The organism is Polynucleobacter sp., from assembly GCF_044342855.1.
Lineage (GTDB): Bacteria > Pseudomonadota > Gammaproteobacteria > Burkholderiales > Burkholderiaceae > Polynucleobacter.
In genome coordinates, this window is record NZ_JBIIPA010000010.1 from 31,489 (window position 1) to 54,868 (window position 23,380).

The following is a 23,380-nucleotide window of genomic DNA, read 5'->3' on the forward strand; positions in this document are numbered from 1 at the left end:
CTCATGCTGCACGCTCCTCTAATTGGAAACTGAACTTGCCAGCATCATCTTTTTCTAAAACTAATATTTGATTCTCTGGAGCACTTATTTGCTCCCCCATAAAGTCAGCAGAAATTGGTAATTCACGATTCTCACGATTCGCTAAAACCATCAACTCTACTTGAGCAGGTCTACCGAAATCAAATAGCTCGTTGAGTGCTGCACGAACAGTGCGACCGGTAAGTAAAACGTCATCAATCAAAATCACGTTTGCGCCATTCACCTCAAAAGGAAGATGGGTAGACATCGTGCTGGCCGTTCGAAGGGCTGTCATCCCCTTCTCAGCATAGTCATCTCGATGAAACGCCACATTAATTACGCCAAAGTGAGATAAGCTTAAATCTGCAGCCAAGCGCTCTGCAATCCAAGCGCCGCCCATTGCAAGACCAGCCAATTCAAATGAATCGCCAGCCTTTTTGCGCTGACCCAAAGTCTCTAGTAATTTTAGATAGGACTGCTCTGCATTCATCTCAACTAATCCAATTCTTTTCAAGAAAATACTGCTCCAAAATTAAGGCCGCAGACTCGGCATCCAAATTGTCTCGCATATCGGGATCACCCTCTAAAACAGCCGAGGTATAGCGCTCATCCACCCACTCCACTGGCAACTGAAAGCGTCCATGCAACTGATTGCCAAAGCGGCGGGCCTTGGCACTCATTTCATGCTCAGTACCATCGGGATGACACGGTAGTCCCACAACCAGCTGATTTGGCTGCCACTCTTTGATGAGGGCCTGAATAGCGCTAAAGCGCACATCCTCAGATGGCTCTGCAACAACCTTCAAAGGCTGACCGGCTTTGGTCAGAGTATTGCCAACGGCAACACCAATACGTCGTGTCCCGAAGTCAAAGGCCATGACCGTCAACTCTGCGCCCTTCTTAATGCCCTCAGGCATGCCCTGCCTCGCCAGATAGATGGGATGGGTCAAACCCCAAAAGACCCATCGCCCGCTCATAGCGCTGGCTAGAGGGTGTATTAAAAATAATCTCAATCATTTGCTTCTGGGATAGGGGAACATTGATCCAGCCATTGAGGGTAATTTCCTCTTCGAGCTGGCCAGCACTCCAGCCCGCATAACCTAAGGTCATTAAGAATTTACTAGGTCCAGAGCCTGTTGCCACTGCCTCAAGCACATCCTTGGATGTCGTCATGGTTAAACCCCCTGGTACAGCCAAGGAAGAACTGTAAGCCACCTCTGTGGTGGGCTCATGGAGGACAAAACCGCGCTCGATTTGCACTGGGCCACCAAAATAGACCGGTTGCTCAGATACTGGCTCAGCTTCTAGCTTGACCTCAATTTTTTCAAATAAGGCACCCATATCATGCTCGGTAGGACGATTGATTACCAAGCCCATCGCACCCCGTTCGGTATGCTCAAAAAGATAGATAACTGAACCCGCAAAATTGGGATCGACCATGCCTGGCATAGCAATGAGGAATTGGTTTGCTAGATGATCAGCAGAATAAGCAATTGAGGACCCAGCAACAGAAGCTTGGGAAGTTTGGGTGGGTGATGCAACTTGACCCACAGGGGCTTTTTTGGCCGTGTTCATGTGGGTTTATTTTACCGAATTCCCCCACCCAAGTTAGATCCTTCCAGTAATCCAATAGGCTAAAAGCCCAATTCCTTCATGCATCACCTTATTCCAGTTTTGCATGCCATCCTCCAGGTCAAACTTACCCCAGCGAAGCTGCTTACTTGTTTGGTAGTCCACAGGAACCGGAATCACCCCAAGCCCCTGTCTTTGAAAAATCCTCTGCGACCGATACATATGCCTGGCTGAGGTAATCAAAAGCCAAGGTTTCGGGGTGTCATTGGCACCCTTAGACTCCAACTCCAAGATCATGGGCTTCATCCTTAAGACATTTTCATAAGTATTCCGGGATTGCTTTTCATAATGGGCGTTTTTGTCTGGCAAACCCTGTTCAGAAACCAATTGCTTAAATGCATCTGCCTCGGACATGCCTACCGGTGATAAATGCCCAGAAAAGCCAGTAAAGATAAAGGGTAGATCGGGATACTTGCGAATCAGTTCAAAGGCTTTGGTAACACGCTCAGCCGAAGAGTAAATTGATACCTCACCTCGATCGAGAGCGATTTCACCGCCCTCAATCGCACCACCCAAAATAATGATCCCACCAAGATCCGTTTCTGATATCTGCGCAAGCTGAGCCTTGGGTATGACATCTTCAAGAGACCTTAAAAAGACCTCGGAAGTAGGTAACCATCCAATCAGTAATAAGTCTGCCAAAGCGAAAAGCAAGAATCGTTTACAAAGATGGGGTTTTCTTAGGCTCAGAAATAACAAGCTGAAGACTACAAAAACAATTACCCAGTTCAGAGGCTCAATGCAAAACTGCACAATCTTAGAGAAAACAAAGAATAAAGTGTCCATAAATTAGCAATCTATTAATAAGCAGGATATTACTCGCAAGCCAAGCGAGTCAGCCAAATTAGCCCTAATATAGGGGCTATGAAAAAAGCTCTCGTTTGGCTCCGCCGTGATTTGCGCCTGTATGACAACGCCGCCCTTCATCACGCCCTGAAAAATAATACTCAGGTCTGGCTAGCCTTTATCTTCGATACCGAAATTCTGGATCCGCTAAAAGCAGAAGATGTCGATGCAAATGGCCTCAAACATGATCGGCGTGTAGACTTTATATGGCAAGGTCTGAAGCAAATTGACGAGCAATTACACAAACAAGGCGGCGGACTAATTGTTCAGTACGGCAAACCCGCTACATGCATTCCGAAGATTGCCGAGACTTTGGGTGTCAATACCGTTTACACCAATCATGACTATGAACCATCAGCCATTGCCCGTGATGCATCTATAGCAAGATCACTAGAGAAAATTGGTATTGAATTGGGGACTTTCAAGGATCAAGTCATCTTTGAGAAGAAAGAAATTCTTACCAACTCTAATACGGTGTTCTCTATCTTCACGCCCTACAAAAATAATTGGCTCAAGACACTACAAGAAAAAGATATTGCCGCCTATGACTGCGATCCTGCAAAGGATCAGTTGGGTGCCATCCCCAAATCATTACAGACCCCCTTTCCATCACTAGAATCCATGGGCTTTAGCCCGACCGGGATCGAAACGTACCTCCCGCCAGGTGCTGAAGGCGGTCAGAGTTTCCTGGAGGATTTTCTCCATCGCATCGATCAATACCAAATCGGTCGAGACTTCCCTGCCATCAAAGGTGTGAGCTATCTATCTACACACCTACGCTTTGGCATGCTCTCGATTCGAGGCTTAGTACGTGAGGCACACCGTCGTATGCTCGCTGGCAGTATGGGTGCAACAATCTGGTTAAGCGAACTAATTTGGCGTGATTTTTATTTCATGATTCTGGCCAATCACCCGCGCCTTGCTGAGGGCGCAGCCTTCAAACCAGACTACGACAATATCGAATGGGAAAGCGGTGCTACTGCCAAGAAATTATTTAAAACTTGGTGTGATGGCAAAACAGGTTATCCCTTGGTGGATGCCGCTATGTGCCAACTTAACCAAAGCGGGTATATGCACAACCGCTTACGGATGGTAGTAGCGAGCTTCCTCACTAAAGATCTAGGCATTGATTGGCGCTGGGGCGAAATGTATTTCGCAAAACACCTCAATGACTTTGAGCTTTCCTCCAACAATGGTGGATGGCAATGGGCCTCCTCTTCAGGATGCGATGCGCAACCTTACTTCCGTATCTTCAATCCAATCACCCAATCCCAAAAGTTTGATTCCGAGGGAAAGTTCATTCGTCGCTATTTACCGCAGCTCGACAAGCTCTCCAAGAAATCCATTCATTCGCCGTGGGAAGCTGGTCATATTGAACTAGAGGCAGCCGGAATCTTATTGGGACGAGACTATCCCCTGCCAGTTGTTAATCATGATGAAGCGCGCAAAAAGACCTTGGTGCGCTACAGCGTAGTTAAAAAAGTGACTTCTGAGGATTCGGCAACTTAATTGCGGGCTTTAGTTCGTTCCGCTTTAAGATAGGGCATGAGCAAAATCTATGCCGTAGGTGATATTCAAGGGTGCGCGCCATCTTTGAAGGCACTCGTTAAAAAACTCCCGGCCCAGTCTAAGATAATTTTTTTGGGAGATCTTGTAAATCGAGGCCCCGACTCATTAGGCGCCCTACGCCATCTGAAGCAGTTAGAAGAAGAGAAGCGTATCGAATGCATTCTTGGAAATCATGATCTGCATTTGCTGGCTGTAGATGCAGGCATTCGTAAAACCAAGGGGTTGGACACTGTTCAACCCATCCTAGATGCGCCAGATAGGGCTGAGCTCATTGAGTGGCTAAGACACAGGCCGATGGCTCTAAGCAATGGAAAAGTGCTTGCCGTCCATGCAGGTGTCGTGCCTCAATGGGATCTGCAGCAAACGATTGAATGCGCACAAGAAGTAGAAAAAGCACTTCGCAAAAAATCCTATAAAGATTTTTTAGCAAATATGTATGGCAATACTCCAAATAAATGGAGTAACTCCCTTAAGGGATATGAGCGTTTACGCGTCATTACCAATGCACTAACCCGCATTCGTTTTTGCACTCCAACAGGCACCATGGAGTTTGAAAGTAAAGAAGGTTTCGAAGATGGTCCGAAGGGCTATATCCCTTGGTTCAAAACCCCCAAGAGAAAAACGCAAGATTCCCTAATTTACTTTGGGCACTGGTCAACACTAGGACTACTGCGACACGAGAATGTCATTGGACTAGATACTGGCTGCGTTTGGGGTGGCAAACTCACCGCCATGGAAATTCCAGAATCAGGTAAACCCCGTAAGGGGCTGGAAATTGTTCAAGTGGATGGCTATGACCACCCACTCAGAATGTAATTCTGACTATCGCCTCTCATAACTTTTTAAATGCAGTTTTTGCTGCGGCGATGATCTCATCAAGTACGGAATTGTCATGAGCAATAGAGGTAAATCCAGCTTCATACGCGGAGGGGGCTAAGTACACCCCTTGATCGAGCATCAAGTGGAAGAATTTCTTAAACGCTTCGATATCAGTTTTAGTTACTGCCTCAAAAGAAGTTGGCACTTCATTGGCAAAGTAAAAGCCAAACATGCCGCCAACACTATCTACTGAACATGGCACACCAGCTTCATCGGCAGCGAGCTTTAAGCCGGCCATCAGTTTTTCAGTTTGGCCAGTCAGACACTCATAGAAACCTTCTCTAGAAATAATCTCTAAGGTCTTTAAGCCTGCGGCTACGGCTACTGGATTGCCTGATAAGGTACCCGCCTGATAAACGTTACCCAGCGGAGCTAGCTTAGACATGATTTCTTTTTTACCGCCAAAGGCAGCCATTGGCATACCACCACCCATCACTTTGCCAAGACAAGTGAGGTCAGGAGTAATACCTTGTAAAGATTGCGCACCACCTAAAGCCACCCTAAAGCCCGTCATCACTTCATCGTAAATTAATACACTGCCATGCTGGCTAGTTAGCTGACGAAGAGTCGAGAGAAATTCTGCTGAAGGTTTAATGAGGTTCATATTGCCAGCAAACGGCTCAATAATCACCGCAGCTACCTGATCACCCTGCTTCTCAAATACTTCTTTCAGTGCTGCCACATCGTTGTATGGCAATACCAAAGTATGTTTCACTAGATCGTGTGGCACACCACCAGATGACGGTGCATTTTGAGTGGAATCCGCAAAGGTCAAGAGGCCAGAACCAGCTTTCACCAATAAACTATCTGCGTGCCCGTGATAACAACCTTCAAACTTAATAATAAGATCACGACCGGTATAGCCACGCGCAAGACGCAATGCACTCATGGTGGCCTCTGTTCCACTCGATACCATCCGCACTTGCTCAATGCTAGGGACCAACTGGCAGATGCGTTCCGCTAATTCAATTTCACCCTCGGTAGGAGCGCCGTAGCTAAAGCTGGTTTCTGCGGCCTGCTTAACCGCCTCAACTACTTCTGGATTCGCATGGCCCGCAATCATCGGACCCCAAGACATAATCAAATCAATATAGCGCGTGCCTTCAACATCCCAGAAATAAGGGCCTTTAGCCTTAGCAACAAAACGTGGTGTACCGCCCACCTGACGAAAAGCGCGTACTGGAGAGTTAACCCCTCCAGGAATCGTTTTTTGCGCACGTTCAAATAAGATGTCGTTTTGTCCCAAGATGCTGTCCTGCTTTCGCTAAAGTATTTTTAGTAATTAATTTATTTGAAGTGGTTAGATCGCCATCATTTCAAAGTCTTCTTTGCGTGCACCGCACTCAGGACAAGTCCAATTCATAGGTACGTCTTTCCAAAGCGTTCCCGGCGCAATACCTTCTTCCGGTAGACCAGCAGCTTCGTCATAAACCCAACCGCAAATTAAACACATGTATGTTTTGAATTCCATCGCCGTCTTCCTTATCTATATTTTTTATTTTAAATCTGCTGCAGCATCGCGTTTTTGATGCATCTCAAACTTAAACAGCCTGCATTCTAGCGGGCCATTAAATAAAGGCGTACGCTTGGATTCTTTGATACGCAACTGCCCTGGCAACGCCATATCCGCCGTTAATACAAAAACATTCCAACCACCGAAAGCATCCTTGAGATGCTGACCAAACTGCCTTAAGAACTCGACAAACTTAGGGTCTTGCTCTTCTTGAGCTTGTAATTTTTTGAGAGACTCGCGGCTAGAACGTTTAGCGCTCTGACGCCCCGTTTCCAGATTAAAGGCATAGCGATCTTCTGGCTCTTCAGCTTGTTCGTAGGAGTCTTGCTCCATATCACTACCCGCAGCACGATCCTGACCTCGGCCACCCTTGATCACTAAGCGCTCGCCATAAGGCGGATTCAATAGCATCACACCATCTTGAGTATTTGCAGGTGGCTTGCTGGCTAAAGCATCAATCTGGCGAGTGACCGGCAGGCCAGGTAACTGAGCACGTTGCCAATTACCTTTGAACATAGCTACTAGGCGCTCATTAATATCACCACCGCTAATGCCTAAAGATTCTGAATCTGGGAACTGTTTACGCCTCTCCATCATTTCAGCATGTGCCACGTCTTTCAGAGAGACCCATCGCTTTTGCTCTGCAGCCTCATTAAAGGGCTTAAGTCTTTGAAAGCCAAAGCCATGGGCTGAAGTAATCAGCGGGCGATAAGCCAAGCGACTTGGCTTCGCATCATCACCATACATCCCTGCCCTAATAGCTCCTGGAGGAATGGCCAAAGCCATTTGTGCAGCCTCAATCAAAAAGGTGCCACTACCGCACATCGGATCAAATAAGGATTGCGAAGGTTTCCAGCCAGTAATTGATAGGACGCCTGCTGCAAGATTTTCTTTTAATGGAGCGTCGCCTTTTTCATCGCGCCAGCCACGTTTAAATAAGGCCTCACCAGAAGTATCCAAATAGATCGTGGCATGCGTTGCAGTCAGATGGGCTTGTACACGCACATCTGGAAATGCGGTATCAATACTAGGGCGATCGCCAGTGACATCACGGAGGCGATCCACAATCGCATCCTTAATCTTCAGGGTCGCAAAATTCAAACTCTTAAGCGGGGAACGATGCGCAGTGACATCAACACGCAGAGTTTGCTTAGAGGAAAACCATTCTTCCCAAGCCAAGCCGCTAGCCAATTTATAGAGATCTTCCTCTTGGCGATATGGCGATTCAGCCATTTGCAGTAAGACTCGGCTTGCAATACGTGAATGCAAGTTTAAAGCCATCGCAGCCGATATTGGCGCCGCTAAACCCACCCCACCAGTAGGACTGGTAGGCGTAGGATCAATCACCCAAGCGCCCAAAGCCTTGCAGTCAGGGCGTTGCGCAATGCTTGCTAGCTCTTGTGCAAGAGGCACTTCCAATCCACCTGGACAAACAACAAAAAATCTCATGATGCTAGCAATCTAAAAAAAAGGGGGGGTAAAAAAATAGTAAGAAGAATTAAAAAATTGGCCGAGGATCAGCGTTAAGGCTTAATAACTACCAAAGCTGTCACAATCAATAAAAGGATTACAGGCACTTCGTTAAACCAGCGGAACCAAACTCCCGAACGGGTATTAACACCATTGCGAAACTTCTTCAGCAAGCTCCAACAAGCATGGTGATAACCAATGACTAGGATGACAAGGAACATCTTGGCATGCATCCAAACCTCACCAGCACCAATCTTGAAGTGCAACCAGAGTGTCAGCCCTAGCAAAACCGCTGGGACCGCCAAAATAGTCATGAAACGAAAGAGTCGATCAGCCATACCGAGAAGGCGTGAATACACTTCGGGATTCTTCTCATCTGCCAAATTCACAAAAACACGCGGGAGATAAAATAAGCCTGCGAACCAAGAGGCAATCAAGACAATATGAAAGGTCCTGGTCCATAAATAAGTATTACCCATGATGAATAGTTTGCGTTCTGTAATGAAACTAGATTAAGTGCGAATTTCGCCATGACCGATGACGATGTATTTGAGAGAGGTGAGGCCATCTAAGCCCACAGGACCACGGGCATGCAATTTGTCATTGGAAATTCCAATCTCTGCACCTAGGCCGTATTCAAAGCCATCAGCAAAACGAGTGCTGGCATTAACCATCACGCTGGCACTATCAACTTCACGCAAGAAGCGCTTAGCTTGCGCTTGATTATTGGTGATGATGGCATCGGTATGTTTACTGCCATATTGCTCGATGTGTCCCATTGCTTCATCCATATCCGCAACAGTCTTAATGGACAAAATCGGAGCCAAATATTCTGCTTGCCAATCTTCTTCAGTGGCATTGACTAAGTCTTTAAAACCCGCCGCTTCAAGAGTGTTTCGGGTTTGATCATCAACGCGCAACTCCACACCCTTGTCTTGGTAGATCTTGCAAAGAGCTGGTAATACTTGAGTTGCAATGGTTTTGTTGACCAAGAGTGTTTCCATTGCATTGCAAGGGGCATAGCGCTGGGTCTTGGCGTTATCGCAAACCTTAATCGCCATTGCGATATCTGCGTCAGCATCAATATAGGTATGGCAAATGCCGTCCAAATGCTTAATCATCGGTACGCGGGCCTCCGCCATCAAGCGGGCGATCAAACTCTTACCGCCACGGGGTACGATCACATCAATATATTCAGTCATAGTAATCATCTCACCAACAGCAGCGCGATCTGGAGTAGTGACAACCTGCACAGCATCCATTGGTAAGTTAGCAGCGTCCAAACCTTCTTGAATCAGTTGCGCCAATAAGGCATTCGAATCAATTGCCTCTGAGCCACCACGCAAAATCACCGCATTACCTGACTTCAAGCAAAGCGCAGCCGCATCAATCGTGACGTTAGGGCGGGACTCATAAATAATGCCAATCACACCGAGTGGCACACGCATCTGACCAAGCTCAATACCAGAAGCCTGTTTTTGCAATGGCGTTATTTTGCCAATCGGATCTTCGAGTGAAACAATTTGCTCTAAACCCAATGCCATAGATTCAATGGTCTTTGGAGTCATGGTGAGTCGGTCAATAAATGCAGCATCTTGACCATTAGTTTTTGCTCGAGCAACATCGAGTGCATTCACTCGCAGAATTTCTTCAGAACGCTCACGAACCAACTTTGCAATATGCAATAAGGTCTGATTTTTCTGTTCGCTAGATGCCCGCGCCATTGCGCGTGAGGCCTGACGAGCTCGTCGGCCAATATCTTGCATCATGTTCCCAATAGTATTTGTTGAATTGCTCATATCTCTGCTGTGTCTAAATTAATATTGTTTTATCTAAGCTTCAATCTTCACTCTAGATTCATCTAGCGCAATAAGTTGCCCACCAAACGCAAGCCATCCCAAGGATCTGCCGGCAATTCCGCCGCATGCAATCCTTTGGCCTGACGATCCAAACCTGCAGCCACCTGCATCGCTCTGCGCAACTTCAAAGGCTGTACTCGTTTGAGAGCCATAGGATATAAACGCTCTTTATTACCCCAGATCCGGTTGGCACGCATTAAGTTCTGAACCGACTCCCCTGCATCGCAGGCTGCCTTCAATTTCGATAGTATACGAAGCTCTTCAGTCACGCTCCATAGAATCAGGACTAAAGGCTCACCCTCACCTTTGAGGCCATCCAACATGCGATTTAAGCGAGGTAGATCGCCAGCCAACATTGCCTCAGTTAATTCAAAGACGTTATAGCGAGCCACCTTCAAAATGGCTGACCGAATTTGCTCTTCTGTCAGCACGCCAGCAGAATGTAACAAACCTAGTTTCTGAATCTCTTGATGGGCGGCTATGAGGTTGCCCTCCACTTGTTCAGCAATGAAAGCCAAGGCGCGCTGCCCATCTGGACCTGACTGCACTGCTTGCCCCTGCTTCTTGAGGCGCCCCGCAATCCATTGCGGCAATAGCGCGCGATCCAAGGAGTCTAATTGAATCGCCATGCCTGCTTCATCCAATGCACTAAACCAGGCAGAGGTTTTAGTTTTGCCATCTAACTTAGGCAAGATGATGCAAAAAATCGTATCTGGCCCCTCAGGTCCCACTGACTGAGACTCGATTTGAGCAGAGAACTGCTTGAGTGCATCCGCACCATCACGACCAGGCTTGCCTGTCGGTATACGTAACTCCACCCAGCGCTTGTCTCCGAACAAAGACATGGTTTGGCCAGCACTTAATAAATCACTCCAATCAAACCCGCGCTCTTGCAATAAGACTTCACGATCGGTGTAGCCCATTTTTTTCGCAGTGGCGCGTAGCTGATCCATTGCCTCCATCATGAGGAGAGGCTCATCACCACTAAAAATATAAAGGGGCTTTAAGGAAGCCGCTGAATTCAGTGACTTCAAATGAACCTGCAGGGCATCGCTCTTAACCATGCGATTTGCTCGTCATTCTTTAAAAGATTTTAGCCTGTGGTCCTCGAGCAGACGCAGAAACACGACGCAAAATCTGTACCGCAAGATCTCTGCGCATCTGAGTCAAGAACTGCTGCATTTGGACATCAGTCGCCAAAACGGTGGATACCGAGAAGTCCATATCTCGAGTCAGATAGATTTCAGCTTCAGGTACGACGTCAGCTCCCGCATTGTCATAAGCTCTAAACCCAACGCGAATATTTAAGCGATAGGCAGAGACTTGACCATTCGAGTTGTAGGTCAAAATTTCACGACCATTCACATCATTAGTTATTTCCAGAATTAAGTCCGCATCTTTAGGATTAATGGCTACCTTTGCATCAGTACCAGTCAAGATGGCTGTTTGTAAATCAGCGCGCAATGGTGGCGATGGGTTACCAGTAATTGCAATAACCTTGAACGGCAAATCGACCATGCCACGTAAGCGATAGCCACAGGCGATCAAACCACTGACTGGAGCCAAGGCCAGAAACCCAAGCATGGTACGTCGAAGATGATTTACGCGCATGTGTTTAGTTTCTATTCAAAGTAATTTGCAAGGATCTAAGCAACAATATTGATTAAGCGACCTGGCACCAAAATCACCTTTTTAGGGGCTGCACCATTTAACACTTTCACAGCAGGCTCGCTTTGTAACGCCAAGGCCTCAATTTGCTCTTTGGTGGCATCCGCAGGAACACAGATATCACCACGCAACTTCCCATTGATTTGCAACATGATGGTCAACTCAGTTTTAATCAGCGCAGCTTCATCGACCATAGGCCATGGCGCATCCAAAAGAGTGCCAAAAGATTGATCGCAACCAATCTCACTCCAAAGTGCATGGGTCAAGTGAGGTACGACTGGGTAAAGCACTCGAATCAAAATACTTAAACACTCGCGCAGCACGGCAGGTCGCACTGCAGTCTTATCACCCAATTTCACAGGCTCTAAAACATTCAGCATCTTCATTGCAGCAGAAACTACGGTGTTGTACTGGCGGCGCTGATAGTCAAAATTAGCCTGCTTCAGAATGGTATGCACTTCACGACGCAATTCTTTTTCTGCATCATTCAAATCGCTTGGCAACGCTTCACTGGCAGCACGGATTGCATCCGCCTGACTACTGGAGTACATCCAAACACGACGCAAGAAACGTGAGGCACCCTCTACACCAGCGCTAGACCACTCCAACTGCTGCTCAGGAGGAGCAGCGAACATTACAAAGAGGCGCGCAGTATCGGCGCCATATTGATCAATCAAAGCTTGAGGATCAACGCCATTATTCTTGCTCTTAGACATCTTCTCAACACCACCAATAATGATGGGGGTGCCAGAAGTATCGCCTTTCAGCTTGGCGCTTTGAGGACGACCTTTGTCATCTAGCTCGAGCTCTACATCCAAGGGATTTAACCAAGTCTTTTTACCGGAGGCTTCTTCAGAGTAATAAGTCTCATTGAGCACCATGCCTTGCGTCAGTAAATTCTGGAACGGTTCATCAAAAGTAATGAGATTGAGATCGCGCATGACCTTAGTCCAGAAGCGCGCATAGAGCAAATGCAAAATCGCGTGCTCAATACCGCCAATGTACTGATCCATTGGCATCCAGTACTCATTACGCTCATCAACCATGGTTTTCGCATCTGGACCGGTGTAACGCATGAAGTACCAAGAAGAATCCACGAAGGTATCCATGGTGTCAGTCTCACGACGTGCAGGCTTGCCACATTTTGGACACTTCACATTTAGGAAGTCGGCACGTTTATTCAGTGGATTACCGCTACCATCTGGCACACAATCTTCTGGCAACACTACCGGCAAATCTGCTTCAGGAACTGGCACAGCGCCACAACCCGGGTTCTGCTCATCGCCACAGTGAATAATCGGAATTGGCGTACCCCAGTAGCGCTGACGAGAGATACCCCAGTCACGTAAACGGTATGTGGTTTTAATTTCACCAATACCCATCTTTGCTAAATCTTGAGCTACGGCATCAACTGCCTCTTCATACGATAAGCCATCGTACTTACCGCTATTAAGACAAACGACATCATCCTTCTGGGCATACCAATCTTGCCAGTGGCTAGTGTTGAACAAGTCTGACGGGGTACGGAAAGCAATCACCTGCTTAATCGGCAAGTCATATTTGAGGGCAAAGGCAAAATCACGCTCATCATGCGCAGGAACACCCATGACAGCGCCATCGCCGTAGGACATCAATACATAGTTGCCCACCCAGACCGGCACAGGCTCATTAGTCAGTGGATGTGTCACGTATAAACCTGTGAACATGCCCTCTTTTTCTTGGGTAGCTAGGTCGGCCTCAATTACGCTACCCGTTTTGCATTTCTCAATAAATGCGGCTAACTCTGGATTATTGGTGGCTGCCAATGTTGCTAATGGGTGCTCAGCAGCAACGGCACAGAAAGTAACGCCCATGATGGTGTCAGCACGCGTTGTAAATACATACAACTGACCATCTTGAACAAAGTTACCATGCGCATCCTGAATTTCATGCTTGAATGCAAAACGGACACCACGACTTTTGCCGATCCAATTCTGCTGCATGGTTTTGACGCGCTCAGGCCAACCTAAGTTATCCAGGCCAGAAAGCAATTGCTCTGCATAAGCAGTGATGTTGAAGTAATAACCTGGGATTTCGCGCTTTTCTACCAAAGCGCCTGAGCGCCAACCGCGCCCATCAATCACCTGCTCATTTGCCAATACAGTTTGATCGATTGGATCCCAATTCACGACTTGAGTCTTGCGATAAGCAATACCCTTTTCAAGCATCTTCAAAAAAAGCCATTGATTCCAACGATAGTAATCAGGACTGCAAGTAGCAACTTCACGCGACCAATCAATTGCTAGACCCATCGCTGCCATTTGCTTTTTCATATAAGCAATGTTGTCGTAGGTCCATTTAGCTGGGGGCACTTTATTCTGAATCGCTGCGTTTTCAGCGGGCATACCAAATGCATCCCAGCCCATCGGCATGAGTACGTTATAGCCCTGCATGCGCAACTGTCGCGCCATCACATCGTTGATGGTGTAGTTACGAACGTGGCCCATATGCAACTTACCCGATGGGTAAGGCAACATGGAGCAAGCGTAGTATTTTGGTCTTAGCTTACCGGAAGCATCTACGGCATCCTCAGAAACCTTATACGCTTGCGCGCTTTCCCAATCAGCTCTTGCTGCAGCTTCAATACTGCGGTGATCGTAATCCTTACTCATTCAATACAACTCTTTTCTTCTATTCTGATTTAATTCATTTACTTACGCAGGCCAAGCACACCCTGCATATCAAACAAACCGGAGCTCTGTCCTTGCAAGAAACGTGCAGCGCGCAATGAACCTTGCGCATAAGACTGGCGGCTAGAAGACTTATGACTAATCTCAATGCGCTCGCCCTCGCCTGCAAATAAGACAGTGTGATCTCCCACAATGTCTCCACCACGAATAGTCGCAAAACCAATCGAGCCAGCTTTACGTTCGCCGGTATGACCTTCGCGTGCGTATACCGCAACATCATCCAATTTCTCACCAAGCGCATCCGCAATCACCTCACCCATTCGCAGTGCAGTACCCGATGGGGCATCCACTTTGTGGCGATGATGAGCTTCAACTATTTCAATGTCGTAACCTTCATTCAACATCTTTGCAGCAATTTCTAATAATTTGAATGTGGCATTCACGCCCACACTCATGTTTGGTGCAAATACAATGGCTAAATTTGCAGAAGCTTTCTTCAGACTGTCGATTTGCTCTGGGCTCAGACCAGTAGTTCCGATAATCATTTTGCTGCCCGTCTTTTGCGCTATAGCTAAATGTGCCATCGTGCCTTCTGGACGAGTGAAGTCAATTAAGAATTCAGCGCTACCCAAAGCCTTGGCAATATCCGATGTAATGGCTACGCCAGTTTTTTTACCCAGGAACGCACCAGCATCCTCACCCAGAAGCGGGCAAGACTCATGCTCCAAGGCGCCAACTAGCTCAGCATCCGCGCAATTGAGCACAGCCTCGATCAACATTTTTCCCATGCGGCCGGTTGCACCAGCAATTGCGATTTTCATCATTTGTATCTTCGTTTCTTATTTAAGGTTGTCGACAGAATTCGCTCGACATCAGCACAACAGTTATCTTTACTTCGCTTCACTAGCCTGCGGAATATTGAGGGCGCCTGGGCCTAAGGGTTGAGGCTCAGGCTGAGCATCTGGTGATTTTTTTGAAAAGCTAAAAAAGTCCCAAAAAGAACTGCTAGCGGGAGCTGCAGGTACGGGTGCCCCAGCCGGTAAATTATCTGTTGGACTAGGCACCAGCAACTCAGGCTGCTGCAACGGCGTAGTTACTGGAGGCTTGTTCGAGCCCGTCATGACATCCCAGAATGAACGCTTGGTTTTTGCATAGCCATCAATCTCAGCAACCAACTCCACTTCAGTTGGCAAGGCATCACCTTGGAACTTAACTAATTTATCGCCCTCAAAAAATACAGTGACATGACGCTCTTTACCCATTTGCTGACCAACACGCTTGAATTCAAAAACGTAATCCCAGCGATTGGCATGGAAATAACTAGCTAGCAAAGGTGTTCCCAAAATTTGGCGAACTTGTTCACGACTCTGACCTACTTGCAACTTGGCGTATTGCTCACTAGAAATAAAGTTGCCTTGCACTACATCTGGAACATAAGGTCTAAAGACTTTATTCATCCAGGCCCGCTGGGTTTCATCTACAGCACTTGTGCAGCCAGTGGCGATCATTACTGAACTAACAGTAGCAATGACTAGCCCAGACCGAGCGAGGCCAAAAACCCCAAAAATGGAGTTCAATAGACGAGTAAAAAGTTGAGGGCAATTTTGCATGGCAGGCCGTATCATTAAGACATTGATTTTAGCTCCCAAACCCATGAATATGAACCAAAACCCAACTCCAGCAGATTTACGCGACATTGGCCTCAAGGCAACGGGTCCACGCATGAAAATCTTGGACTTTTTTCATCAAAATGGTGGCGCTCACTTTAGCGCCGAAGACGTCTTCATGGCTCTAGCCAAGGATGATAAGGAAATTGGTTTAGCCACGGTATATCGGGTACTCACCCAGTTTGAACAAGCAGGGCTCTTGCTCCGCAGTCATTTTGAGTCAAGCAAAGGGGATGGCAGGGCTATTTATGAGCTCAATGAGGGTCAGCACCATGATCATTTAGTTTGCTTAGATTGCGGCCATGTAGAGGAATTTGTGGATGAAGCGATCGAGAAAAGGCAGGGCGATATTGCCAAAAACCTTGGTTTTAAGCTCCAAGAGCACTCTTTAGCCATGTACGGCCACTGCCAAAAGAAGGGCTGCCGGAATAAGTTGAAGCCTTAATTCAGGAAGATAATCACAGATAATGAAAAAAGACCTCAATTGAGGTCTTTTTTGCATCTAAAACAAGAATTTAAGGAGTTTTAGCGTTAAAACCCGATCAATTACTTACTTTACAGCCATCAAAGCTTCAGCGGCATTGAGCATTTGGACTGAATAGCCCCACTCGTTGTCATACCAAGCCAAGACTTTGACCAACTTGCCATCTGCTGACACACGAGTTTGGGAGGCATCGTAAATACTCGGGCGTGGGTCGTGATTGAAGTCAATTGAAACCAAAGGCAGGGTATTGAAACCCAAAATACCCTTCAATTCGCCCTCACTTGCTGTTTTGAGGATGGAATTGACCTCATCCACGCTCGTAGCGCGGCTGGCAGCAAAGGTTAAATCCACAACAGAAACGTTAATGACGGGCACGCGTATTGCAAAACCGTCAAAGCGTCCTGCCAAAGCTGGCAATACCAAGCCAACCGCTTTTGCAGCGCCAGTCTTAGTTGGGATCATGCTGGTCACAGCAGAACGTGCACGACGCATATCCTTGTGATACACGTCAGTCAGAACCTGATCATTAGTAAATGCATGAATCGTAGTCATCAAGCCAGACTCGATACCAATCTTTTCTAATAATGGCTTAACCAAAGGTGCTAGACAGTTAGTCGTACAGCTCGCATTAGAAACCACGACGTCGCTAGGTTTGAGAACTTGCTGATTTACACCGTAAACGATTGTGGCATCTACATCTTTTTCACCAGGAGCAGAAATCAATACCTTCTTTGCGCCCTGAGAAATATGCACCATGGCTTTTTCTTTTGAAGTGAACTTGCCGGAGCACTCAAGCACCAAGTCCACACCCAACTCACCCCATGGGGTTTCTAAAGGATTGCGGGTGGAAAACATCTTGATGCGATCACCATTAACTACCATGCAATCGCCATCCACTTTTACTTCAGCAGGAAAACGACCGTGCGCAGAATCATATTGCGTCAGGTGTGCATTGATGTCGATATCGCCCATCGCGTTAATTGCGACGATTTTGATATCACGTCTAGGCTTGCCATTGAGTTGATCCTCATACAAGGCACGCAAGACCATGCGACCAATACGACCATAACCGTTAATTGCGACACGAATTGTCATTCCATTCCCCTTGCTAATTTTGAATTCTTAAATAGATACTTTGCTTCTTGTCTTTTCTATTTCTTTGCGATGCATTGCTTCACTGTTTTAGCAATCTGATCGACTGTTAAACCAAAATATTCATAGAGCACTGGTGCTGGAGCTGACTCACCAAAGGTATCAACACCATGCACTGCTGCGCAACCATACTTCCACCAGAAGTCACTCACGCCTGCTTCAACAGCAATGCGCGGAATATCTGCCGGTAAGACTTTTGCTTTGTAAGCGGCGTCTTGTTGATCAAACACTGTCGTCGATGGAATCGATACCACACGAATACCAAAGCCTTCGCCATCTAAACGCTCTGCAGTTTGGAGTGCCAAAGCAATCTCAGATCCCGTAGCCATAATCACTGCATCGACTTTGGATTTCTTAGGATCACGCAAAACATATCCACCACGTGCAATATCTTTTACTTGCTGGCTATTGCGCGACACAAATGGGCAGTTTTGACGACTGAAAATCAAAGCACTTGGACCGTGCTTACGTTCAATCGCAGCACCCCATGCAACCGCACTCTCAGTGGTGTCACATGGACGCCAAACCATCAAATTCGGAATGAGGCGCAAGCTTGCTACGTGCTCAACAGACTGGTGAGTTGGACCGTCTTCACCTAAACCAATAGAGTCATGCGTAAAGACAAAGATGCTACGCAACTTCATCAACGCAGCCATGCGCAAGGCATTGCGACTGTAGTCAGAGAAAGTTAAGAACGTTCCGCCAAATGGAATATAGCCGCCATGCAAAGCAATACCGTTCATGATGGCGCTCATACCAAATTCGCGCACACCGTAATTAATGTGGTTACCCCATTGGTCGCCACGTACAGCTTTACATGAAGACCAGTTAGTTAAATTAGAACCCGTTAAGTCGGCAGAGCCGCCCATGAATTCTGGCAATGCAGGAGCTAATGCCTCAATGGCATTTTGACTCGCCTTGCGAGTGGCAATGGTTTCTGCCTTGGTTTCGCAAGTTTTTAAATAAGCATCTAAAGTTTTAGAGAAATCTTTAGATAAGTCACCTTGCATGCGACGCTGTAATTCAGAAGCTGACTCTGGATATTTATTTTTGTAGGACTGGAACTCTTTATTCCACTCATGCTCAGCAGCTTGACCGCGTTTCTTGAAATCCCAAGCATCGTAAATATCTTTCGGAATTTCAAACGGGGCATACGGCCAATTCAACGCAACGCGAGTTGCTGCAATTTCTGCTGCACCCAATGGGGAGCCATGTACCTTATCGCTGCCAGCCATATTAGGCGAGCCTTGACCAATTGCCGTCTTGCAACAGATCAAGGTTGGCTTGTCACTCTTCTTGGCTTTAGCAATTGCGCTAGAAACAGCCTCTGCATCATGACCATCCACATCGCGTAGAACATTCCAGCCATAAGCCTCAAAACGCTTTGGCGTATCTTCGTTAAACCAAGAAACTACTTTGCCATCAATGGAGATGCCGTTGTCATCCCATAGTGCAATTAATTTATTGAGTTTGAGTGTGCCAGCCAATGAACACACTTCATGACTAATACCCTCCATCAAACAACCATCACCTAAAAATACATAGGTGTAGTGACCAACAATATCGTGACCTGGGCGATTAAATTCTTGCGCTAATAATTTTTCTGCAAGCGCCATACCCACTGCGTTTGAAATCCCCTGACCCAATGGGCCGGTAGTTGTTTCTACTCCAGGAGTAATTCCGTACTCAGGATGTCCAGGAGTCTTACTATGCAATTGACGGAAATTTTTTAGCTCGCCAATTGGTAAGTCGTAACCAGTCAGATGCAATAAGGAATACAACAACATTGAGCCGTGACCATTTGATAAAACAAAGCGATCGCGATTCATCCAATGCGGATCAGTTGGGTTATGTTGCAAATGCTCATTCCAAAGACCAACTGCAATATCGGCCATACCCATTGGCATTCCAGGGTGACCGGAATTGGCTTGTTGAACTGCATCCATGGATAAAGCACGAATGGCATTTGCCATACGAATTTGAAGGTTTGACATCGTAAATTGGGTCTCTGGGAAATTAATTAGCTATATTTCAGTAATGCCTCAATTTTATCTTCCCGGCCCATGGGAAATCCAAAAGCCAAATACCCTCACCCCTGAGCTCGCACATCACCTGCGCGTCCGCCGCATCCAGATTGGTGAATTCTTCCCTATCTTTGACGGAAAAGGCCAGGTTGCTAAGGCCAAACTCCTTTCCCTAGGCAATAAATCAGGAGAGGCAGAGTTAAGTGATATTCGCCTAGACACCCATCGTGAGAGCCCATATGCGATCACCTTGGCACAAGGCCTGGCTGGTGGCGACAAGATGGATTGGGTCGTCGAGAAGGCCATAGAGACGGGCGCTCAAGTCATTGCACCGCTGCAGTGCGAGCGCTCAATCATCAAATTAACTCGCTCCAGTGATGCAGAGAGGGCTCAAAAACGCGTTCTCCACTGGGAAGGCATCGTTCAGGCGGCCTGTGAGCAATGTGATCGCACAGTTTTAGCTTCAGTAGAGCCCGTTCAAAGTTTTGAAAGTTATCTACAAAAGCCACAAAAAACCAAACTTAAGCTACTTTTAAGCCAAGATACCGACAAAAGCCTGTATTCAGTATTAATTGAAAGTCCACCGCAGGATGTTATTTTGATGATTGGGCCTGAAGGCGGGCACTCTCCAGAAGAAGAGGCTCAAGCGCAAGTTGCTGGCTATCAAATAGTCTCTTTGGGTGATCGAGTATTGAGAACGGAAACTGCTGGAATTGTGGCGATTACTGCTGCTCACAGTATTTGGAGCCCAGAAATGCAAAATCGCCTCAAATAGAGGCGATTTATACCGATTTACTGCTGAGCTAATTAAGCGAATGAGTAGAACACGCGATAGGGTGTGCGGCGCTCAGACCAAAAGTCCACGGCATCGCGGAATACGTCCAACAAAGTTTCACGGGCTTCTTTGTCAAATTTCTGTGTACAAGGCAAACCTTCTAACACCACTACGAAACCAGGCTGAGGACCAGACTTATCAACCGTAGTCGTTAAAGCGCCCAATAAGGGATCGAAATTCTTCGCTTGTTGCTTGGTAAATGTATAGGCAATCGCAATCGCTTCCAATACTTCGCCTTTAGTCATCGCATTTGCACAATTAGCATAAATGAAGTGTTGACCAAGCTCAGTAGCCGCTTCCTGAAGGTCAGGAGTGCGGAAAGCACGAATGGATTGCACGATATTAGGGCGCACACTGCGCAACATTGCCGGCGGTCCGGCATCGCGAACTGCCAAAGCGGCACGCCAAGAAGCTGTCACTTTTTTCCCCGAAACTTGATTTGCTGCATAGGTTTGTAAACGAGATAAACCACCCTCGGCATAGATGTTGGCAGCAGATGACTCGGCTTCAAGTCGATCGTTGCCATCCCAACTTTCAGCTCGACTGTGTTCGTCGAAGTCTACCGTAGTGCCGTTTTCAGAGCGATTATTCATGATGGGTGCTAGGTTACCCTTAACACGCCATCAAATCAAGCCCAATTACAGTGCATTTTATATAACCCACTGATTTATATAAGAATTATTTATGTTAGTTATTGCTAACTAACATAAATAGAAGACTACATTTACGGCTTAAGCCACGCCTCTAGCATTACTTGCTGCCTCAACTACCGCCAAAGTGGTGACATTGACGATACGACGCACAGTAGCTGATGGAGTCAAAATATGAATCGGCTTAGCGGCACCCAAGAGCAATGGGCCGATTGCAATGCCGTTACCAGCAGCAGTCTTTAGCAAGTTGTAAGAAATGTTGGCAGCATCAATATTTGGCAACACTAACAAGTTGGCGTCGCCTTTTAAAGTAGATGAAGTCACCGCGCTGGCGCGAATGGTTTCATCCAAAGCGCTATCGCCATGCATTTCACCATCCACCTCGAGGGCTGGGTCTGCCTTTTGAATCAAAGCCAACACTTCCCGCATTTTGACTGCGGAAGGAGCGCTGCTTGAGCCAAAGTTGGAATGGGACAAGAGTGCAGCCTTAGGCGCTAAACCCAATTTACGCATTTCACTTGCGGCCATCAAGGTCAATTCAGCCAATTGCTCTGCAGTTGGATCAATGTTGACATGGGTGTCTAACAAGAACACTTGGCGTCCCGGCAAAATCAATCCAGACATTGCACCATAAACATTGGCACCAGGTTCGCGACCCACTACTTCGTCAACATACTTCAAATGCGTAGCTGAATTACCAACCGTTCCGCAAATCATGCCGTCAGCCATGCCTTTACTAATCATGATTGAGCCAATCAAGCTATTGCGACGACGCATTTCTAACTTGGCAAAAGATTCAGTAACGCCTTTACGCTCAGTCAAAGCTAAATAGGTTTTCCAGAAATCACGGTAGCGTGGATCATTCTCAGGATTCACAATCTCAAAGTCTTCGCCTGATTTAATACGCAAACCAAACTTCTCGATGCGGTGCTCGATCACTGCAGGACGACCAATCAAAATCGGTGTAGCTAAATGCTCATCGATAATGATTTGTACTGCACGCAATACGCGCTCATCTTCACCTTCGGCAAACACGATGCGTTTTTGTGCAGCAGGCACACGTTTAGCAATGCTAAATAGTGGCTTCATCAAAGTACCTGAGTGGTACACAAATTGTTGCAACTGATTGCGGTATGCATCAAAGTCTTTAATCGGACGTTGAGCAACACCATCATCCATCGCCGCCTTAGCAACCGCAGGTGCGATGACAGTAATCAGGCGTGGGTCAAATGGTTTTGGAATTAAATATTCTGGGCCAAAAGACAAGTTCTCAATACCGTACACAGAGGTCACTACTTCGCTCTGTTCAGCTTGCGCCAACTCCGCCACAGCCTTGACTGCCGCGACTTCCATGCCACGTGTAATGGTGGTTGCGCCAACGTCTAATGCACCACGGAAGATGAATGGAAAGCACAACACGTTATTCACTTGATTTGGATAATCAGTACGGCCAGTTGCCATCACAGCATCAGGGCGAACCTCTTTTACTTCTTCAGGAAGAATCTCTGGTGTTGGATTTGCCAAGGCGTAGACCAATGGCTTCGGCGCCATCTTCTTCACCATGTCTTGTTTCAACACGCCACCAGCAGAAAGGCCTAAGAAAATATCGGCACCTTCAATCGCTTGATCCAGTGTGCGCAATTCTGTCTCTTGGCAGAACGGCTCCTTCTCAGGATCCATCAGTTCTTTACGGCCTTTGTACGCAACGCCAGCTAAATCAGTAACCCAAATATTTTTACGTGGAATACCAAGATCAACCAATAAATCTAAGCATGCCAATGCAGCAGCACCAGCACCCGAAGTAACCAACTTCACATTGCCTACATCTTTACCAACAACTTTCAAGCCATTGAGAATTGCAGCAGCAACCACGATTGCAGTTCCATGTTGATCATCATGGAAGACCGGAATCTTCATGCGCGCTTGTAACTTGCGCTCGACTACGAAACAATCCGGGGCTTTAATGTCCTCTAAATTGATGCCGCCAAAAGTGGGCTCAAGTGCAGCAATAATTTCAACTAATTTATCTGGATCGTTTTCATTCACTTCGATATCGAAAACATCAATGCCAGCAAATTTCTTAAAGAGAACCGCTTTACCTTCCATCACCGGCTTACTTGCCAATGGGCCAATATTTCCTAGGCCTAAGACTGCAGTGCCGTTCGTAATCACGCCAACTAAATTGCCACGCGCTGTGTAACGGAATGCATTAGCGGGATCCTTAGCAATTTCTTCGCAAGCTGCAGCAACGCCAGGTGTGTAAGCCAATGCGAGATCTCGCTGATTGGTTAACTGCTTTGTTGGGGCAATTTCGATTTTTCCTGGAACAGGAAACTCGTGATAGTGGAGAGCGGCTGCTCTTAAATCCGCTATTTTTTGTTCTTTGCTGCTATTGCTTGGTTTACTCATCAGTTCACTCATCAATCAGACGTATTCAAGCTTCTA

22 protein-coding genes are annotated in these 23,380 nt (G+C 46.8%); 4 read left to right on the top strand and 18 right to left on the bottom strand.

What is annotated here, in order from left to right; translation table 11 throughout:
- Nucleotide 1: 1 nt before the first annotated feature.
- From pyrR to ACIQZ3_RS04955, 4 genes are all read right to left on the bottom strand, one after another.
- On the bottom strand, nucleotides 2-508 hold the full coding sequence (gene pyrR / locus ACIQZ3_RS04940) for a bifunctional pyr operon transcriptional regulator/uracil phosphoribosyltransferase PyrR (protein WP_397390962.1): 507 nt from the start codon (nucleotides 506-508) through the stop codon (nucleotides 2-4).
- Between the two features lies 1 nt (nucleotide 509).
- Nucleotides 510-935, bottom strand: coding sequence for a Holliday junction resolvase RuvX (ruvX, locus tag ACIQZ3_RS04945; protein WP_397390905.1), 426 nt, complete (start codon nucleotides 933-935; stop codon nucleotides 510-512).
- Entirely contained in the window at nucleotides 928-1,512 is a 585-nt protein-coding gene (locus tag ACIQZ3_RS04950; protein ID WP_397390964.1) for a YqgE/AlgH family protein, read from the bottom strand. The genes ruvX and ACIQZ3_RS04950 overlap by 8 nt, the downstream gene beginning before the upstream one ends.
- A gap of 114 nt (nucleotides 1,513-1,626) precedes the next feature.
- Nucleotides 1,627-2,436: a YdcF family protein gene (locus tag ACIQZ3_RS04955; protein WP_397390906.1), complete on the bottom strand. Its 810-nt coding sequence runs from the start codon at nucleotides 2,434-2,436 to the stop codon at nucleotides 1,627-1,629.
- Between the two features lie 78 nt (nucleotides 2,437-2,514).
- Between ACIQZ3_RS04955 and ACIQZ3_RS04960 the strand changes: the two genes are divergently transcribed.
- Nucleotides 2,515-4,005, top strand: a complete 1,491-nt coding sequence (locus ACIQZ3_RS04960) for a cryptochrome/photolyase family protein (protein ID WP_397390908.1) — start codon at nucleotides 2,515-2,517, stop codon at nucleotides 4,003-4,005.
- A gap of 36 nt (nucleotides 4,006-4,041) precedes the next feature.
- Entirely contained in the window at nucleotides 4,042-4,881 is an 840-nt protein-coding gene (locus tag ACIQZ3_RS04965; protein ID WP_397390910.1) for a symmetrical bis(5'-nucleosyl)-tetraphosphatase, read from the top strand.
- Between the two features lie 16 nt (nucleotides 4,882-4,897).
- On the opposite strand, the gene hemL is transcribed toward ACIQZ3_RS04965, so the two are convergent.
- The 10 genes from hemL to ACIQZ3_RS05015 form a co-directional block, all read right to left on the bottom strand.
- The gene (gene hemL, locus ACIQZ3_RS04970) at nucleotides 4,898-6,190 is read right to left on the bottom strand and encodes a glutamate-1-semialdehyde 2,1-aminomutase (RefSeq protein ID WP_397390912.1); all 1,293 of its coding nucleotides are present in this window, start codon (nucleotides 6,188-6,190) and stop codon (nucleotides 4,898-4,900) included.
- A 54-nt stretch (nucleotides 6,191-6,244) separates the two neighbouring features.
- Nucleotides 6,245-6,415: a rubredoxin gene (locus ACIQZ3_RS04975; RefSeq protein WP_011902084.1), complete on the bottom strand. Its 171-nt coding sequence runs from the start codon at nucleotides 6,413-6,415 to the stop codon at nucleotides 6,245-6,247.
- Nucleotides 6,416-6,439: 24 nt separating this feature from the next.
- A complete protein-coding gene (locus ACIQZ3_RS04980; RefSeq protein WP_397390914.1) occupies nucleotides 6,440-7,906 on the bottom strand; it encodes a class I SAM-dependent RNA methyltransferase in 1,467 nt (488 codons plus the stop codon).
- Nucleotides 7,907-7,980: 74 nt separating this feature from the next.
- Complete coding sequence (locus tag ACIQZ3_RS04985; protein WP_397390916.1) at nucleotides 7,981-8,406, bottom strand: CopD family protein; 426 nt, start codon at nucleotides 8,404-8,406, stop codon at nucleotides 7,981-7,983.
- 33 nt (nucleotides 8,407-8,439) lie between these two features.
- Nucleotides 8,440-9,726, bottom strand: coding sequence for a glutamate-5-semialdehyde dehydrogenase (locus ACIQZ3_RS04990; RefSeq protein WP_397390918.1), 1,287 nt, complete (start codon nucleotides 9,724-9,726; stop codon nucleotides 8,440-8,442).
- Between the two features lie 62 nt (nucleotides 9,727-9,788).
- Nucleotides 9,789-10,850 (bottom strand): DNA polymerase III subunit delta, encoded by a 1,062-nt coding sequence (holA, locus tag ACIQZ3_RS04995; RefSeq protein ID WP_397390920.1) that lies wholly within the window; start codon nucleotides 10,848-10,850, stop codon nucleotides 9,789-9,791.
- Between the two features lie 19 nt (nucleotides 10,851-10,869).
- On the bottom strand, nucleotides 10,870-11,397 hold the full coding sequence (lptE, locus tag ACIQZ3_RS05000; RefSeq protein WP_397390922.1) for an LPS assembly lipoprotein LptE: 528 nt from the start codon (nucleotides 11,395-11,397) through the stop codon (nucleotides 10,870-10,872).
- Between the two features lie 35 nt (nucleotides 11,398-11,432).
- Nucleotides 11,433-14,105 carry a leucine--tRNA ligase gene (gene leuS / locus ACIQZ3_RS05005; protein ID WP_397390924.1) on the bottom strand — a complete coding sequence of 891 codons (2,673 nt, stop codon included), beginning with the start codon at nucleotides 14,103-14,105 and terminating at the stop codon, nucleotides 11,433-11,435.
- Nucleotides 14,106-14,143: 38 nt separating this feature from the next.
- Nucleotides 14,144-14,944, bottom strand: a complete 801-nt coding sequence (gene dapB / locus ACIQZ3_RS05010) for a 4-hydroxy-tetrahydrodipicolinate reductase (RefSeq protein ID WP_397390966.1) — start codon at nucleotides 14,942-14,944, stop codon at nucleotides 14,144-14,146.
- 69 nt (nucleotides 14,945-15,013) lie between these two features.
- Nucleotides 15,014-15,700: an outer membrane protein assembly factor BamE gene (locus tag ACIQZ3_RS05015; protein ID WP_397390926.1), complete on the bottom strand. Its 687-nt coding sequence runs from the start codon at nucleotides 15,698-15,700 to the stop codon at nucleotides 15,014-15,016.
- Between the two features lie 76 nt (nucleotides 15,701-15,776).
- Here ACIQZ3_RS05015 and fur point away from each other — a divergent pair, with 76 nt between their 5' ends.
- Nucleotides 15,777-16,235: a ferric iron uptake transcriptional regulator gene (gene fur, locus ACIQZ3_RS05020; protein ID WP_397390968.1), complete on the top strand. Its 459-nt coding sequence runs from the start codon at nucleotides 15,777-15,779 to the stop codon at nucleotides 16,233-16,235.
- Nucleotides 16,236-16,340: 105 nt separating this feature from the next.
- On the opposite strand, the gene gap is transcribed toward fur, so the two are convergent.
- Complete coding sequence (gap, locus tag ACIQZ3_RS05025; protein ID WP_397390928.1) at nucleotides 16,341-17,369, bottom strand: type I glyceraldehyde-3-phosphate dehydrogenase; 1,029 nt, start codon at nucleotides 17,367-17,369, stop codon at nucleotides 16,341-16,343.
- Nucleotides 17,370-17,425: 56 nt separating this feature from the next.
- Nucleotides 17,426-19,420: a transketolase gene (gene tkt, locus ACIQZ3_RS05030; RefSeq protein WP_397390930.1), complete on the bottom strand. Its 1,995-nt coding sequence runs from the start codon at nucleotides 19,418-19,420 to the stop codon at nucleotides 17,426-17,428.
- A 43-nt stretch (nucleotides 19,421-19,463) separates the two neighbouring features.
- Here tkt and ACIQZ3_RS05035 point away from each other — a divergent pair, with 43 nt between their 5' ends.
- A complete protein-coding gene (locus tag ACIQZ3_RS05035; protein WP_397390932.1) occupies nucleotides 19,464-20,225 on the top strand; it encodes a 16S rRNA (uracil(1498)-N(3))-methyltransferase in 762 nt (253 codons plus the stop codon).
- Nucleotides 20,226-20,257: 32 nt separating this feature from the next.
- Here the strand turns inward: ACIQZ3_RS05035 and ACIQZ3_RS05040 are convergent, their stop codons facing one another.
- Nucleotides 20,258-20,878: a barstar family protein gene (locus ACIQZ3_RS05040; protein WP_397390934.1), complete on the bottom strand. Its 621-nt coding sequence runs from the start codon at nucleotides 20,876-20,878 to the stop codon at nucleotides 20,258-20,260.
- Between the two features lie 138 nt (nucleotides 20,879-21,016).
- Nucleotides 21,017-23,344 carry an NADP-dependent malic enzyme gene (locus ACIQZ3_RS05045; protein ID WP_397390936.1) on the bottom strand — a complete coding sequence of 776 codons (2,328 nt, stop codon included), beginning with the start codon at nucleotides 23,342-23,344 and terminating at the stop codon, nucleotides 21,017-21,019.
- Nucleotides 23,345-23,380 lie beyond the last annotated feature (36 nt).